Source organism: Microcystis sp. M090S1, from assembly GCF_020246295.1.
Lineage (GTDB): Bacteria > Cyanobacteriota > Cyanobacteriia > Cyanobacteriales > Microcystaceae > Microcystis > Microcystis aeruginosa.
Map to the genome: position 1 here is coordinate 1 of NZ_JADBTF010000314.1, position 13,547 is coordinate 13,547.

The following is a 13,547-nucleotide window of genomic DNA, read 5'->3' on the forward strand; positions in this document are numbered from 1 at the left end:
ATCCTTATCTGGCAAGAGACTTAATTGATTAGTTCGCTCTAGATAAAAAACAATTGACAAAAATCGCAGCAATGCCTTTCTAGATAAGGGTTCCATCCCTTATAACCCCCGTACATTGCATAACACAAACCGAAGAACCATAATTATTTGAATAGTGGAGAAATTTATGGGATTGATGCCAAAGCTCTCAGTAAGTTGCGATCGCTGTCTCGCAGCTTTGCTATCTAGCCCAGAGAGAGAGCCAGAAAACAATAAGGACAAATATAATCAAATAAAAGCAATAAAGCCACGATTACCCCAATTTTGCCAGCAGATAGGTTTAATAGTCATGGATATAGCTGGAAGCGTGCAAATGCTTACGGAACGATCTGAACAATTGCTGTACCAGTATTCCCTCTCCCATACCCCGAACACCTTACCAGAACCCTTGCAAAAGTGGTTTAAACATCCGATTGCCCGACTCCTAGCCAAGGATGACCAAGCCTTTTCCTGTTCACCCTTACGCCTAGAACAAGAGGGACGACAGTTAATCATTTTTCTGATTCCCAGTCTGATCGGGGAACAGTTTCTCCTAATCTTAGAAGAACAAGAACTGCCCTCTTTTTCGATTGCGGCCTTAGAATTGTTGGGACTGACTAAAAGGGAAGCAGAAGTGCTATTTTGGATTGCCCAAGATAAAAGTAATGCCGCCATAGCAAAAGTGATCGGATGTAGCGAAGGAACCGTGCGAAAACATCTAGAACATATTCACGGGAAACTAGGGGTACAAACTCGGACGGCAGCGGTTATAGTTGCCCTCGAAAAGTTGGGGCTACTGAAAGGGCAGATTGCTGCGATATCTTCATAATTCCCTACGCGGATCATCGTATTGTTAACCCAGAAAAATTTGATGATTATTGAAATTGTGCATTGTCCTGTACTTAGTTCTTGAACAGAGCTTCTCATCGAGAAAGCCAAAATTTATTTGGCAAGGAGAATCAAATCTATGCCTACACCCTTTGTGAATGAGGAATTTACCTTCACCAATCCCGACGGCAGCACTATCCGGGTCAGGGGATCGGGAAACCAGTATTATGCTGTTTTTGAAACCCTAGATGGCTATACCGTGGTCAAAAACCCTGACAATGGTTTTTACACCTACGCCCAGCTTTCCGAAGACAAAAGCCAACTGATAGCCACCGATGGGATAGTCGGCCAAGTAGCACCCCAAAGCCTCGGCATCCAGCCCCATCTAAGCATCGAGACCGAGAGTGCCAAACAACAAGCTCAGAGCGCACCGATGCTACAGGAAGGGTTCAGTCAATGGCGAGTCCGTCGTCAGCAAAAAAAAACTCAGCTGCAGGGAATCAGTGCGACGACCAGTGCTGATGCCAGACCAGCTTCAACAGTAACTGTGGGCAACTATCTGGGATTATGTATCTTGATTAAGTTTCCCGACGTTGCCGCCAGCATTTCCCAACAGGAAGTCAGCAACTTCTGTAACCTACCTGGTTACGCCGGATTTGGCAATAAAGGGTCAGTACGGGATTATTTCTACGACAACTCCCAGGGAAAATTAACCTATACCAATGTTGTCACCCAATATTACACCGCCGCCCATAATCGCTCCTATTATACCGATCCAGCGATCGACTATGGTACTCGCGCCCGAGAACTGATTCTAGAAGCCCTCAATTATTTGAAATCCCAAGGCTTTAACTTTAGTCAGTTGAGTAGTGATAGTAACGGTTTAATTTATGCCTTAAATGTCTTCTATGTCGGACCGCGGGTCAACAATTGGGCCGAAGGACTATGGCCTCATTCCTGGAGTTTAGCTTCACCCTACGATGTCGGGGGGGGCAAGAAGTTATACGACTACCAAATCACCAATATGGGTAGTGAACTGACCTTGCGTACCTTCTGTCATGAAAATGGTCACATGATTTGCGATTTTCCCGACCTCTACGATTATGGCGGTCAATCGGCAGGAGTGGGTAATTATTGTCTGATGTGTTACGGAGGCAATGATAAAAATCCCGTACAAGTTTGTGCCTACCTCAAAAATGAAGCCGGTTGGGCCAGCAAAGTGACAGCGATAACTCCAGGTCTTACCGCCAGTCTTCCTGCGGCCAAGAATGAGTTTTACCTCTACAGTAAGAACGCTAACGAGTATTTCCTGATCGAAAACCGGCAGAAAACTGGCCGGGATACATTCCTCCCCGATGCGGGCCTAGCCATCTGGCACGTGGACGAACAGAAGAATGGTAACGAGGAGGAACAGATGACTCCTAGCCAACACTACGAATGTTCCTTAGAACAGGCCGATAATCGCTTCGATTTGGAGAAAGGTGTGAATGCTGGTGATAACGCCGACCTATTTCGAGCCTCCTATAAAACCGAGTTTTCCGATAGCACCAGTCCTGCTGGCAAATGGTGGGATGGTAGCAACTCTGGCCTAAAAATCGCCCAGATTTCTGCCGTTGCTGCCACGATGACCTTCACTGTCCCCGGCAGTGCTTGGCTAGAGAAAAAGCAGATTACCGGTTTGTGGATGATTAACCAAGAACGCAATGCGGCCGCCTATGTGGACGGCCTCGGCTGGCGCAAGATTGCCAGCGAGAGTGACAGTGTTTTCTTGGGGATGCTTGGCCTGCTGTCCGCCGCTAAGGAAAGAAAATTTCCCGTCAATCTGCGTCTAGAAAACAACGTGATTCAGGAAATTTACGTTTTTTAAAACTTTTTCAAGATTTAACCAGGAAAATACCATGACATTAACACAACCGACTCAAATTCCCCCCGCAGCTAACCTTCCTAAGTCCGAAACACCAGAAATTCCCGCCGTTCCTCTCTTTGCCGAAAACCCCCTCGGTCAGGATAGCAAAGATGGCCTGCGTGGCGGAGCGAATCTCTATGGCGGCTGTAGTATTGAAGTGGGCTGTGGTTGCTCCTTTGGCACCCTGCGCTATACCCATGAAGATGCCCAAGGCTGGTTAGACTATGTGAAAAAGTTTACCCCCTTAAACTTTTGGTATCAGGATTGTGGCGTACAACCCTGGCTTTACTACGAACCCTACGATGATTGGCAAGATACCTACGGGGTAGATGCGGTCATGGCCTTCTATCACTCTGGTCATGGCGGGATGGATGCCAATGGCGTGTTTTATCTACCGATGAGCAAACCTTGGGGTAGCGAAGGTTGTACGATCGTCTCTAGCAGTGATAAGTTAATTTGGGGTAACGAGCGGGTCAGATACATTTTTCTGTCTACCTGTCTTTCCCTGCGGGTTCTGGGCGGTCACAACCCGATTCGGACTTGGAATCCTAGTAATCGCGGTTGGCGAATGCTCTTCGGCTATGAAACTGTTAGTTGGGATAATCCCAATTACGGTAAATTTTTCTGGGAAGAATGGAACAAGAATAAGCCTTTAAGTACCGCTTGGTTAGATGCTAGTTGGCGCATTGCCCACGACCAGGCCCCCTCGGTGGTGGCCTGCGGTGCCAGTGCGGATGAGGCGAAAAATCGTCTCTTTAATGAACGCTATTTTTCTCGCGAACGGGTCAGTAATGCTTGGTATTGGTGGCGATGGTACAATGTGGCTCGCAGTAGCCAACCACAACTGGTCTTACCCCAGCATCTCCTCGTCGGTCGTTTGCAACCCCTAGACGCTACTCGACCCGCTGCCCGCAGCCTAGCGGCACGATTTGGTCTTGACCTGGAAATCCCGTCAGAAGTTGGTAGTACCAGAAATGGCTCCTATCGCGTGGTGACGGGGGAACAAAGCATCGCCTACGGTAGTGATGGGTCAATTGATGTTCGTTTGGCAACTCCTAACCGTTATAATTACAACCCCTTGGCTATGGACAGCGCCCAAACCTTAGCCCAGGAGGCCGTCTGGCGTTACGGTCTTGACCAAGAAGTCCCAGTGGTGTTCGATCGAATTATCTTATCTTCCGAAGCCGGCGGTACGGCTAACGGTTCGGGACAATTGGACGGACCGTTTACTACTGGTGTGATTGTCCAATTCCGACAGTTGATTAATGGTGTCCCAGTGATTACCCCGGGGGCGGGTACGGTGCGAATTGCCCTGGATAACGATGGTACTGTCACCGATGTGCATTCATCAGTCCGCTCGCTCGAACAGTTAAGTAGTCGTCCTGTACGCTCTGCCAGTGCGCCGCCTCCCCAGGGTGATATCGCTCCTGTCTTAGCACCCGAACCTAGCAACTATGAGCAGTTACTAGCGGCAGAGTTTAGCCGACAATTGGCTTCCCTGTCTGCTCGCGGTGGCGCTGGAATGCCTCTAGAATTCACCACTGTACCCAATTCCACCGAGATTGGCTACGATATTGACGGCGATGAGGCGATTTTGATCGCCCGCAAAGCGATCGAAGTTAACTTTGGCAATGGTTATCGTAAACGTTATTGGGTTACTGTACCCTTGTTTGGTTAACTGCGATCGAATCCAGTTTTAATCATGTTAAGACGGGCAAGCTCCCCGTCTTGACAGGCTTTTTTACTTTTTCCTTGCTACACAATGTCTAGCGTCACCCGTCAACAACTGGAGAGCGCGATCAACAATGGCTTAAAGATCGGCTTAAACGGTGAAAATTTACAAGGTTTGGATTTATCTGGTCTGAATCTCAGTGAATTTGACTTTAGCTATGCCAATCTAGAATCAGTTAACTTCCGGGGTGCCAATTTAAGCAAGGCGATTTTGTGGTCTGTGCAAGCGGCAAAAGCGAACTTTAGTCAAGCTAACCTTAGTGGGGCCAGCCTCGGCACTGCCAATCTTAGCCAATGCAATCTTAGCGGTGCAATTCTCCGTCAAGCTAGTTTGTTAGGAACCAATTTGCAACAAGCGGATTTAAGCAGCGCCGATTTGCGTCTGGCTAATCTCCAAAATACCATCCTCACGGATATTATTTATAATGCTCAAACCCAATGGCCTGATGGATTCCGTTTTTTGCGGTAGGCCAAAATTAAGCGCATTCAAAACCCGATCATCGGTATGGTAATCTAAATCTTGCAAAGTATCGAGAATAACTTCTAAGGTTTTTCCCTGTTGATGTCCCTGCAATTGCTTGACATTTTCCAGAATAAATGCTGCGGGTTGTTTGGCTTTTAAAATACGGGCAATCTCAAAAAATAGCGTGCCTCTGGTATCTTCAAATCCCTTTAAATCACCACAAATACTAAAGGGTTGACAGGGAAATCCTGCCATTAAAATATCGTGATTTGGAATATCTAGGGCAGCAATTTCGGTAATATCTCCCTGGGGTTGGTCGCCAAAATTAGCGTGATAAATTGCCTGAGCATCTTTATCTATATCACAGGAAAAAACACAATCAGATTCTAAGTTTTTTTGGCGACAAACTTGTTCAATTGCAACTCGAAACCATCCTAAACCACAAAAGAGGTCAATAAAACGAATTTTTTTGCTATCTTTCAGGAGAGTCATCGGTGATTAAAATTGCAGCGATAGGGACATTATCTTTGATTTTAAATTACTCAACTTTCACTAAAGAGCGGACGGTAAATATTTCATTTGCTTGTAGGGGTTTAATCGCCGAAATTGGCACAGTAACTACTGAAATTGACTCACCGAGAGCGTTAAAAACCTCTAAAATTGCTCCCATTTCGCCATTGCTAGGATGGGGGATTAAATCCACTAATACTGCCACATCTCCCGATTTTAGATTGTCTTCGGGAACATCAAGACAAAGAACCACATGATCGTATAATCTAACATCCATAATTATCTATCCTTTCGGGGCTTGAGAGTAACAAACTGAAAACAGTCGTCAATGTATCGCAGTATCCATATTGTAACCACTGCTAAATTGATTCCGTTAACTCCTTCTAGCATTCCTTCAACTCGATAAAAGATACCGTATTCATTTTTACCATCTTTGATCGCATCTTCTACGGTAATTAGCTGAATAATCGCTTTTTGCAAACTGGCCGCATTCTCGAGAGTAAATCCTGCTTGTGCTAAAAATTTTGATTTGTCATCTTTGTCTCTGAATACGAGAAGATAACGAGTAAGTTTATCCTCTGGAATAATTGCTTTAGATGGAATTTGCATCGCTCAATCTACTTAGTTTTCTAGCCTTTTCTTCAGCACTCATTATTTTCGAGTTTGCTCTCTAGGGATTCTAGATATGATAACTGCGGTGGATGATTAGCATTCCATGGGAGAGCTTGATCTAATTTTTCTCGAAAAGGCGATCGATTTATCCAGTCTTCGTTGCCGGGAGAGCGATCGAGTAAATTTTGATAAAACTCATTCCACAGTTGACCCCATTCTTTTAGATCGATAACAACTGCTGTTTTTTCTCCTGTTTCATCGACAATATACTGAATACCTTTCATGATTTAAAGTGTTGTGAGATGGATATTAATTAATAACTATATTTCAATCGATGCACGAGAAGATATGGATTTGACAATTTTATCCCGTTCCCATATTCTACCGGGGAACGCTCCCTTCAGTTTCTACCTGAATACTGGTTTAAGGTAGAGCCTTAGATATGGTGTTCTAAGGCAGAGCCTCGGAATAAGAAATCATGCCGAAGTGAAGCTAACGATATAATCGGATACAGCCCAAGCTGCATAATTAATAGCCTGACGAATATCTTCCTCTTCTAACTCTGGATAAGCCTCTAAAACTTCCTGAATAGATAACTGACTAGCCAACAGTTTCAGAACAAATCCTACAGTGATACGCATTCCTCGAATCGTTGGCTGTCCAAGACATATTTGTGGATTAACAGTAATACGGTCTAGCTCTTTAATCACTGTGGAACTCCTGAGATAAACTTATTCTGTATTGTTACATACAGCCATGAATCATTATCGCCCTAACTCTTGTGTTGGCAATGAATTGGCAATTAATCAGAATCAATCTATAGCGTTTCGCTCAAGCCAACCTAAGAGGCTGTTGTGTTGGCGTTGAAAGCTTTGGTGTGTTCTTCTCGAATTTTATGAATTTCTTCAGCATACTTGAGAGTAAACCCGTAGGATTCCGCAGCCTTTTCCGCAGCAATGCGAGACTTAACTAAATAGTCATGGATAGACGTGCATTCCTCCGATAATCTTGTTTGAGTTTTATCTTTTTCTTGCAAAATCTCTGAGTGGATCATAAGTTATTCTCCTCTTTGAATAGTTCAAGTGGTGTGACAATTTCAGGTGTTGACAAACCAAGGCGGGCATTGATAACGCGAATATGCTTCCGTTTGTTAGCATTCGCTAGGTGGTTGCAATTCCAAGTAACGAGATATTGAATGTCGAAATAGCTGGCATAGGCAAGATGTAGAGCGTCGCCCACAAGAGACCTTGGCATGACATAGTTGGCAAGATAAAACTCGACAACTTGTTCAAGAGCAGAAGTCGGCGGTAGTAAAGGAATCGTCGAAACCAAATGAATAATTTCAGCTTTACGCGGATAGTTTCCGTTGGTTAGTTCTTGAAGCACGGCATCCGAAATATATAAATCATAATAACTGGACATCTCCGACCACCACTTCCTTGTGATTTCGGTAAAAGTTTTTAGAGCTTCACGCTCATCAAAGTAATAACTCGGAACCGTGGAATCCAAGTACACTTTTTCTTTCATGATAATAACTGATCGACAAGACTAAATTAAAGCCTGAAGCAGCGGTATGGTAGCCCCCTCTATTCTACTATCCTATCTCTGTAACGAAGTTGTTGCACTGTCATGCTTGACCTCGATCATCTCTCAGAGCAATCGCACTTGGACTCGATCGCATTGAAGCTTCTCCATTTTATCCCAAACATTAGCGGTGCGTTACACGCGCGTTTTCGCACCCTACAAGATCAGCGATCGCCGTGCATTTTAGGATTTAGGGCAGATTTCAAAAACAAGTTGTGAACGATAGAAGCAGACATCAAATTCTAGAAAAAAATTCATCCGACCCAGTAGTAAAGGTGCATCATCAGACAAGCTCCAAGCAAAAACCAGCCGAACTGGGTTGAAATTACCAATCTGTGCCGAAACCAGTAAACCTCGCGCCTCGATCGAAGCCAAATTACCAGCTAAGTTGACAGAGGTTGTCTGCTCTTCCCAAATCGCACCAAGTTGAACTCCAGCGCTATAAGGCAAGACATTGACACTCGCACCCGTGTCTAACAGTGCTGAAAACTCTACGGATCTATCTTGGTATGTCAGAGATATGGGTAGTTGAGGCAAGGCATCGGGGACACCAAATCCATCGAATCCTTCGGTAAAGTTAAATCGTTGGGCGTTACGCATTGTGCGTTGCTTGTTCCGAATCTAGGAGTTGAGCAAGTTTCTGCGCCGCTGCGTGTGAATTAAGCGGCGACGAGAGTAAATATGTTGCTCCTGGCTGTAGGCTTGGCTCCTCGTCCTTACTTAGTTCTGCGATCAGAAATTGCATCACCTTCAACTTGTCTGCACGAGGCAGACTTCTCAAAGTAGGAAATAGCTCTGCTATAGTCATCTGGCTTAGAGGATTGCATTACCTTTCCATTTTCTCATAAAGCTATCTATTCACCGTGCAAATTTCTCATAACTGAGCCATTTTCGATCCAGTATTGTTTCGCTCAACCCCACCTACAAGATCTGCATTTGAGCATTGGCAATATGTTTACAGTTCCATGTTAACAGATAAAAGTCGCGGACAGGATGCAGGTGATCGGTTACGCTTCGATATACTGGCAATAGGTGGCTGGTTGGGGAATTGGCAGCCCTTGCTCTTGTAAACCATCCAGATGAAATTGAATCGCTTCTTTCATATTTTCTGTGATTTCCTCTAGGGTTTTACCGGTAGTAACACAACCGGGTAAATCGGGAACATAAGCGGAATAGTTATTTTCAGCTTTTTCGATAATAATCGCATAACGCACGATTTCTATTCCTCAATTATTTGATTTAATTTTTCCTTGAAAATCGTTTCTATTTCTTTATAGGACATCGTTTGAGGTGCGGGATATTTAAACCAGTCTTTTTTTCGGCTTAATAATACTTCTAGTGCTTCACTAAAAATAGCTTCTTCGTTTCGATGTTCCGAAAGATACTGACGGAGTTCTGCGTTAGTCATTTCCGAAGGTGATTTTTTCATAATTCAAAGTTCCAATTCCCCTGTTCATCGATTAAAATGATTAGAAAGTAATTGACAGATAAAGATAGCGGTATTTTTCTATCAAGGAAAAGTTTTGTAAATTTCTCTACGATGTGCGACTCGTTGACAGATGATGGTTTGATTGGGTTTATCAATAGTCAGTCCAATCCTATAATCTCCAACTCTAATTTTATATTTATCTTTATGTCCTTTCATTTTATCGAGATAGCCTAATTCAAAAGGATTATCGGTTTCTAATTCGGAAAATACGATCAACTCAACGCGAGATTGTATGTCTTTTGGCAAAGAGGTTAATTCTTTTAAAAATCTCTTGTTGTATTCAACCTTCCACATTTTTGTTTTTAAGCGATTCTAAATATTGTAAGGCTTTTTCTTTGTCTAGGATTTGATCATTTTCAACTTCTTCGATGAGTTTTCCTAGTCCGTAATCCTCTAGGATTTCTTCGATTTTTTCAAATTCAGCAATGGGAATTTGAACGGCAATCGGCTTTTGATCTTTGTCTAATACATAGCTTTTGTTAATTTCTAGCATTTGGTTCTCTCAATAGTATCATTTTCGCTATTTTTTGTCATGTTTTGGGCGGTATTTAACCGAACTAATTTTCTACCACTTTTCGCTTGTCTCTCCCTCCAATCGGCGCAAATCGCTTTTATATCGTAGTTGAAAGACTTGGCGTGTTCTTCTCTAATCTTATGAATTTCTTCGAGTATTTCATCTTCCCACATGGCTCATTCTCCCATTAACTCGTAAGGTGTACAGATTAGCGGTAATTTGTAGCCGAAATCCGCGCATATATTGAGAAGTTTTTTCTGAATTTGAGCATTAGTAATATGTTTACAGTTCCATGTTAACAGATAAAAGTCGCGGACAGGATGCAGGTGATCGGTTACGCTTCGATATACTCGCAATAGGTGGCTGGTTGGGGAATTGGCAGCCCTTCCTCTTGTAATCCATCTAGATGAAATTGAATTGCTTCTTTCATATTTTCTGCGATTTCCTCTAGGGTTTTACCTGTAGTAACACAACCGGGTAAATCAGGAACATAAGCGGAATAGTTATTTTCAGCTTTTTCGATAATAATCGCGTAACGCATTAGTTATTGTCTCCTTCTTCTAGATATTTATTCAATTGAGCTTGTTTGAAAATACTCCGTAAAGTCTTAATCGCTAAATCATCGGACAGCTTACCCGGAACAGTAACTAAACCTGATTTCAGAGAATGTTTGAATTGTCGGTGGCTTCCCCTTGTTCTCGATAAATACCATCCATCTTGTTCTAGTAATCTAATTACATCTCTAACTTTCATGTTATATCTGATTCTTAAAAATTGGCTGTAACCTTTATATGTTACATTTTGCAAGTCTCGACGCGAGGGAAGAGAACCATCTATTTCTTAAATTAACACCCCAACACCCCACACTTCCCTTCTTTGACCACCACCACCTATTCTCCAAAACAGGGAGGTGTCCTAGGGGTGCTTTTAGGTCAAAAGTAACATCTGTGTAGTATATCCAGCTATTATTCACTCGCCAGCCTACTCTATCTGCGAAAGCGCCCCAAAATCTTTCATTATACTCCCGCGTCCCAGCGAGTTCGTGGTAGATTTTCGCCTGCACGGAAAAACCAAAGCGACCGCCACTATATTTAACCCATAATTGGTCAATGGTTCGCAAATCCTCGCAGGGAAAATTATCGATATCCTCTTCCCGTAGCCATCCTTCTTTTGTGCGGTTGGCAGCCTGTAGCATCACGTTGGCGGTTTCTGCGTCCGCTTGCTTCCATTGCTGCCGTTTTAATAAATCCTCTAAGTTTCGATAATCGATTCCTTTGGAACTGTTAAGCTGGATAGATGGGGGAGTTTGGGGAACGGAAATAACGGGATTAACAGGCTTTTGAATAGTTGTCTGGGGGATAAAGACTGATGTTTTTATCTGCAAAGCTGACAACACTTCTGACGCTGATTGATAGCGTTTTTTCGTGCCAAATTCAATTAATTTATCGAGAATATTCCCTAACTCATTACTAACAGGATTATTAACTAACCACTGTCGCCATACCCATTGGTGTTCTCCCCCATCGAATAAATCAAAGGGAGATATTCCTGTTAATAAATAAATGCCAGTTACACCCAAACTATACAAATCACTGGCGTTAACTGCTTTCCCGTTCCCCTGTTCTGGTGCGACGTATTCCGCAGAACCGATAATTGTTCCTGTCATGGAACGATTTAAAGGACTGACAAATTTTGCCGCCCCAAAGTCAACTAAAATCAATTTATTATCGCTTTTTCTGCGGATAATATTTTCGGGTTTAATGTCGCGATGAATTACTTGTTTACTATGAATAAATTCTAGAATCGGTAAAATCTCTGATAAAAGATGTTTAATTTTGGCTTCGTTAAATACTCCTTCCTGTTTTAATTCTTGTTCGAGATTTTGTCCTTCGATATATTCCTGTACGAGATATTGTCGCCCGTCATTAGCGGTAAAATAGGCGTAAAGTTCGGGGATTTGTGGGTATCTTCCCAAACTATCTAAACGAATCGCTTCTTCTTTAAATAATTCTGCTGCTTTTTGTAAAGTTCCTGTTCCCTGCGCGGATGGGAAAAATTGTTTAATGACGCAGTAGGGTTTTGAGGGTTTATCCTCATCTATCGCTTGAAATGTCTTACCAAAACCCCCTTGACCGATTAATTTTAGCGCTCGATAACGTTCTCTGAGCAGTAATTGAGAACCGCACTTATGACAGAATTTATCCGTGGGGGTGTTTTTATGCGAACAATCGGGATTGAGACAGAGACTCATAGCCGTTTGACAAGTATGGGAAGATAACCCCTATTATACTAAATCCGTTGAGTAACGCACAGAAAACGGGTTTCTCGGAGAAACCCGTTTTCTGCTCATGCACTCATGCAAAAAGGGGAATAAATAATCAGTCTTTAATAACCAGATTTAGTATCAGGAGTCAGGAGTCAGTATTCAGGAGATTATTTTTATTTATTCTCCCCACTTCCCCACTTCCCCACTTCCCAATTCATAATTCATAATTTAACCTTTGACTCACCCCGGCAATAGCAGCCAAGAGAAACCAAACAATAGTATTAATCTTGACATCGGAGAGGGTGACATCGACGAGATTAAACAAAACGCAAGCACCAAAGGCCACCAGATAGGTAAAGATAATTAACTCACCCCCGGCTTTTTGTTGCCGTAGAAAGATAAATAAACGCCACCCTTGAGCATAAATCCAACCCACCCAAACAGACAACAAAATTAAGCCAATAATTCCCGTTTCTGCCATTAACATCAAATATAAATTATGGGGATGACCTAACCATAATCCCTGACTTTTTTCGTAGAGAGGTGTAAAACTGCGTAATCCCCAACCGAATAGGGGTCTTTCTTGGGTCATTTCTAGAGTAAAACGCCATTGAGTTGATCTGAGAGTCGCTAGAGGGCGATTGGGGAACATTTCATCGGATAATCGCGCCCAAATCGCCCTAGGAACCAAAAAACGCACACTATCCCTGAAAGGATTTGGTCCCCAAGAAGCGAGGGAAATCACCCCCCCCAAGAGGATAAAACCGGCGACTAAGGCATTCCAACCCAGATAAAGGGCGAAAATTAGGCACCCTAAAAAGGCTAAGGCCCAAGCATTGCGAGAATTGCTTAAAAATAGCCCTACACTGTCGATCAATATGGTTAAAGTTAAAAACCCGACTTTGAGATTTAAAAGGTTATTTCTTTGTCTGTGCCACTGCCGCAAAGTTAGAATTAATAAACCGATCGCTAAAATCAGAGTTATTAATAAATAAGCCCCCAAAAGATTAGCATACATAAAAACCGAAGACATCCGCCCGTCCGGTTCACCCCCCGCCCCGTAGGGCCAGGTAAAAATCCCTTTTAATGCTTCCGGTTTTTGCCAACCGAGAAAAATTTGTCCCCATCCCATCACCACTACCCAAACCGACGGAATAACCATCACCCAAGCTAGTTGACGCAATTGAGAGGGTTTTTTAATTAATTGCCGAATATTGCTAAAAAAGAAGAAAAAAGGCAGGAAATTTCCTAAACCAATCCAAGCATCCCCCGGAGTTGGGGAAAGACTGGCACTAATCATTAACCAAAGAGTGACGATACCGAGACCTTGATTGAGACGTGACTGGATAATTGCCCGAAAATTGCCGGTAAAAACCCTAATTAACACGATAATAATGCCGATACCCGCTAACTCCGGCAGCATCATGGCAATAAAAACTGAAAAAAGTATTAAATTCCACTCCCACCCTTGACAAAAAATCTTTTTCATCGAAAATTTGGGTCTGAAACCCCGTCGTTCTACGACGGCTTTACTGTTAAATATTAGCACATTTACGAAATATATGCTAAAATGTGAGGTATGGAAAAAGCCTATTCGTTTCGATTTTACCCCACACCCGAACAAGA

General features: G+C 43.0%; 21 protein-coding genes and 1 pseudogene. 5 read left to right on the forward strand and 17 right to left on the reverse strand.

The features are described 5' to 3' along the window. Window positions 1-352 precede the first annotated feature (352 nt). The 4 genes from IM477_RS13765 to IM477_RS13780 all read left to right on the forward strand — a co-directional run bounded on the left by IM477_RS13765 (window position 353) and on the right by IM477_RS13780 (window position 4,952). Entirely contained in the window at window positions 353-847 is a 495-nt protein-coding gene (locus IM477_RS13765; RefSeq protein ID WP_287732151.1) for a response regulator transcription factor, read from the forward strand. A gap of 138 nt (window positions 848-985) precedes the next feature. After that, window positions 986-2,713 carry a M6 family metalloprotease domain-containing protein gene (locus IM477_RS13770; RefSeq protein ID WP_287732152.1) on the forward strand — a complete coding sequence of 576 codons (1,728 nt, stop codon included), beginning with the start codon at window positions 986-988 and terminating at the stop codon, window positions 2,711-2,713. A 31-nt stretch (window positions 2,714-2,744) separates the two neighbouring features. After that, a complete protein-coding gene (locus tag IM477_RS13775) occupies window positions 2,745-4,430 on the forward strand; it encodes a DUF6345 domain-containing protein (RefSeq protein ID WP_287732153.1) in 1,686 nt (561 codons plus the stop codon). A gap of 84 nt (window positions 4,431-4,514) precedes the next feature. Continuing rightward, window positions 4,515-4,952, forward strand: coding sequence for a pentapeptide repeat-containing protein (locus tag IM477_RS13780; RefSeq protein ID WP_287732154.1), 438 nt, complete (start codon window positions 4,515-4,517; stop codon window positions 4,950-4,952). Here IM477_RS13780 and dcm read toward each other — a convergent pair. From dcm to IM477_RS13865, 17 genes and pseudogenes are all read right to left on the reverse strand, one after another. After that, window positions 4,917-5,438 (reverse strand): annotated as a pseudogene (gene dcm / locus IM477_RS13785) (DNA (cytosine-5-)-methyltransferase); the annotation flags it as partial. The gene IM477_RS13780 and the pseudogene dcm sit on opposite strands and share 36 nt — an antisense overlap. Before the next feature lie 46 nt (window positions 5,439-5,484). Next, window positions 5,485-5,733 (reverse strand): DUF4926 domain-containing protein, encoded by a 249-nt coding sequence (locus IM477_RS13790; protein ID WP_002789664.1) that lies wholly within the window; start codon window positions 5,731-5,733, stop codon window positions 5,485-5,487. 2 nt (window positions 5,734-5,735) lie between these two features. After that, window positions 5,736-6,065 carry a DUF6883 domain-containing protein gene (locus tag IM477_RS13795; protein WP_287732155.1) on the reverse strand — a complete coding sequence of 110 codons (330 nt, stop codon included), beginning with the start codon at window positions 6,063-6,065 and terminating at the stop codon, window positions 5,736-5,738. Between the two features lie 32 nt (window positions 6,066-6,097). Beyond that, window positions 6,098-6,352: a hypothetical protein gene (locus IM477_RS13800; RefSeq protein WP_287732156.1), complete on the reverse strand. Its 255-nt coding sequence runs from the start codon at window positions 6,350-6,352 to the stop codon at window positions 6,098-6,100. Window positions 6,353-6,544: 192 nt separating this feature from the next. After that, the gene (locus IM477_RS13805) at window positions 6,545-6,778 is read right to left on the reverse strand and encodes a DUF433 domain-containing protein (RefSeq protein ID WP_008198375.1); all 234 of its coding nucleotides are present in this window, start codon (window positions 6,776-6,778) and stop codon (window positions 6,545-6,547) included. Window positions 6,779-6,909: 131 nt separating this feature from the next. Further along, the gene (locus IM477_RS13810) at window positions 6,910-7,122 is read right to left on the reverse strand and encodes a hypothetical protein (RefSeq protein WP_004158042.1); all 213 of its coding nucleotides are present in this window, start codon (window positions 7,120-7,122) and stop codon (window positions 6,910-6,912) included. Then, entirely contained in the window at window positions 7,119-7,595 is a 477-nt protein-coding gene (locus tag IM477_RS13815; protein WP_002789671.1) for a type II toxin-antitoxin system VapC family toxin, read from the reverse strand. Before IM477_RS13815 ends, IM477_RS13810 begins: the two co-directional genes overlap by 4 nt. A gap of 240 nt (window positions 7,596-7,835) precedes the next feature. Further along, window positions 7,836-8,252 (reverse strand): aspartyl protease family protein, encoded by a 417-nt coding sequence (locus tag IM477_RS13820; RefSeq protein WP_287732157.1) that lies wholly within the window; start codon window positions 8,250-8,252, stop codon window positions 7,836-7,838. Window positions 8,253-8,659: 407 nt separating this feature from the next. After that, entirely contained in the window at window positions 8,660-8,866 is a 207-nt protein-coding gene (locus tag IM477_RS13825) for a type II toxin-antitoxin system HicB family antitoxin (RefSeq protein WP_012267433.1), read from the reverse strand. 5 nt (window positions 8,867-8,871) lie between these two features. Beyond that, entirely contained in the window at window positions 8,872-9,081 is a 210-nt protein-coding gene (locus IM477_RS13830; RefSeq protein WP_002763394.1) for a DUF6887 family protein, read from the reverse strand. An 81-nt stretch (window positions 9,082-9,162) separates the two neighbouring features. Beyond that, entirely contained in the window at window positions 9,163-9,435 is a 273-nt protein-coding gene (locus tag IM477_RS13835; protein ID WP_287732158.1) for a type II toxin-antitoxin system RelE family toxin, read from the reverse strand. After that, entirely contained in the window at window positions 9,422-9,634 is a 213-nt protein-coding gene (locus IM477_RS13840) for a RelB antitoxin-like protein (protein ID WP_002763396.1), read from the reverse strand. The genes IM477_RS13835 and IM477_RS13840 overlap by 14 nt, the downstream gene beginning before the upstream one ends. After that, entirely contained in the window at window positions 9,628-9,828 is a 201-nt protein-coding gene (locus IM477_RS13845; protein WP_016516387.1) for a hypothetical protein, read from the reverse strand. Before IM477_RS13845 ends, IM477_RS13840 begins: the two co-directional genes overlap by 7 nt. A gap of 161 nt (window positions 9,829-9,989) precedes the next feature. Beyond that, on the reverse strand, window positions 9,990-10,196 hold the full coding sequence (locus IM477_RS13850; protein ID WP_002792160.1) for a type II toxin-antitoxin system HicB family antitoxin: 207 nt from the start codon (window positions 10,194-10,196) through the stop codon (window positions 9,990-9,992). After that, the gene (locus IM477_RS13855; protein WP_002775450.1) at window positions 10,196-10,408 is read right to left on the reverse strand and encodes a type II toxin-antitoxin system HicA family toxin; all 213 of its coding nucleotides are present in this window, start codon (window positions 10,406-10,408) and stop codon (window positions 10,196-10,198) included. Before IM477_RS13855 ends, IM477_RS13850 begins: the two co-directional genes overlap by 1 nt. A 34-nt stretch (window positions 10,409-10,442) precedes the next feature. Further along, window positions 10,443-11,906 (reverse strand): GUN4 domain-containing protein, encoded by a 1,464-nt coding sequence (locus tag IM477_RS13860; RefSeq protein ID WP_287732159.1) that lies wholly within the window; start codon window positions 11,904-11,906, stop codon window positions 10,443-10,445. A gap of 229 nt (window positions 11,907-12,135) precedes the next feature. Continuing rightward, the gene (locus IM477_RS13865) at window positions 12,136-13,410 is read right to left on the reverse strand and encodes an O-antigen ligase family protein (RefSeq protein WP_287732160.1); all 1,275 of its coding nucleotides are present in this window, start codon (window positions 13,408-13,410) and stop codon (window positions 12,136-12,138) included. A 90-nt stretch (window positions 13,411-13,500) separates the two neighbouring features. Between IM477_RS13865 and IM477_RS23125 the strand changes: the two genes are divergently transcribed. Then, window positions 13,501-13,547: helix-turn-helix domain-containing protein (locus tag IM477_RS23125; RefSeq protein WP_353737100.1), on the forward strand; the 47-nt coding region annotated here is incomplete at its 3' end.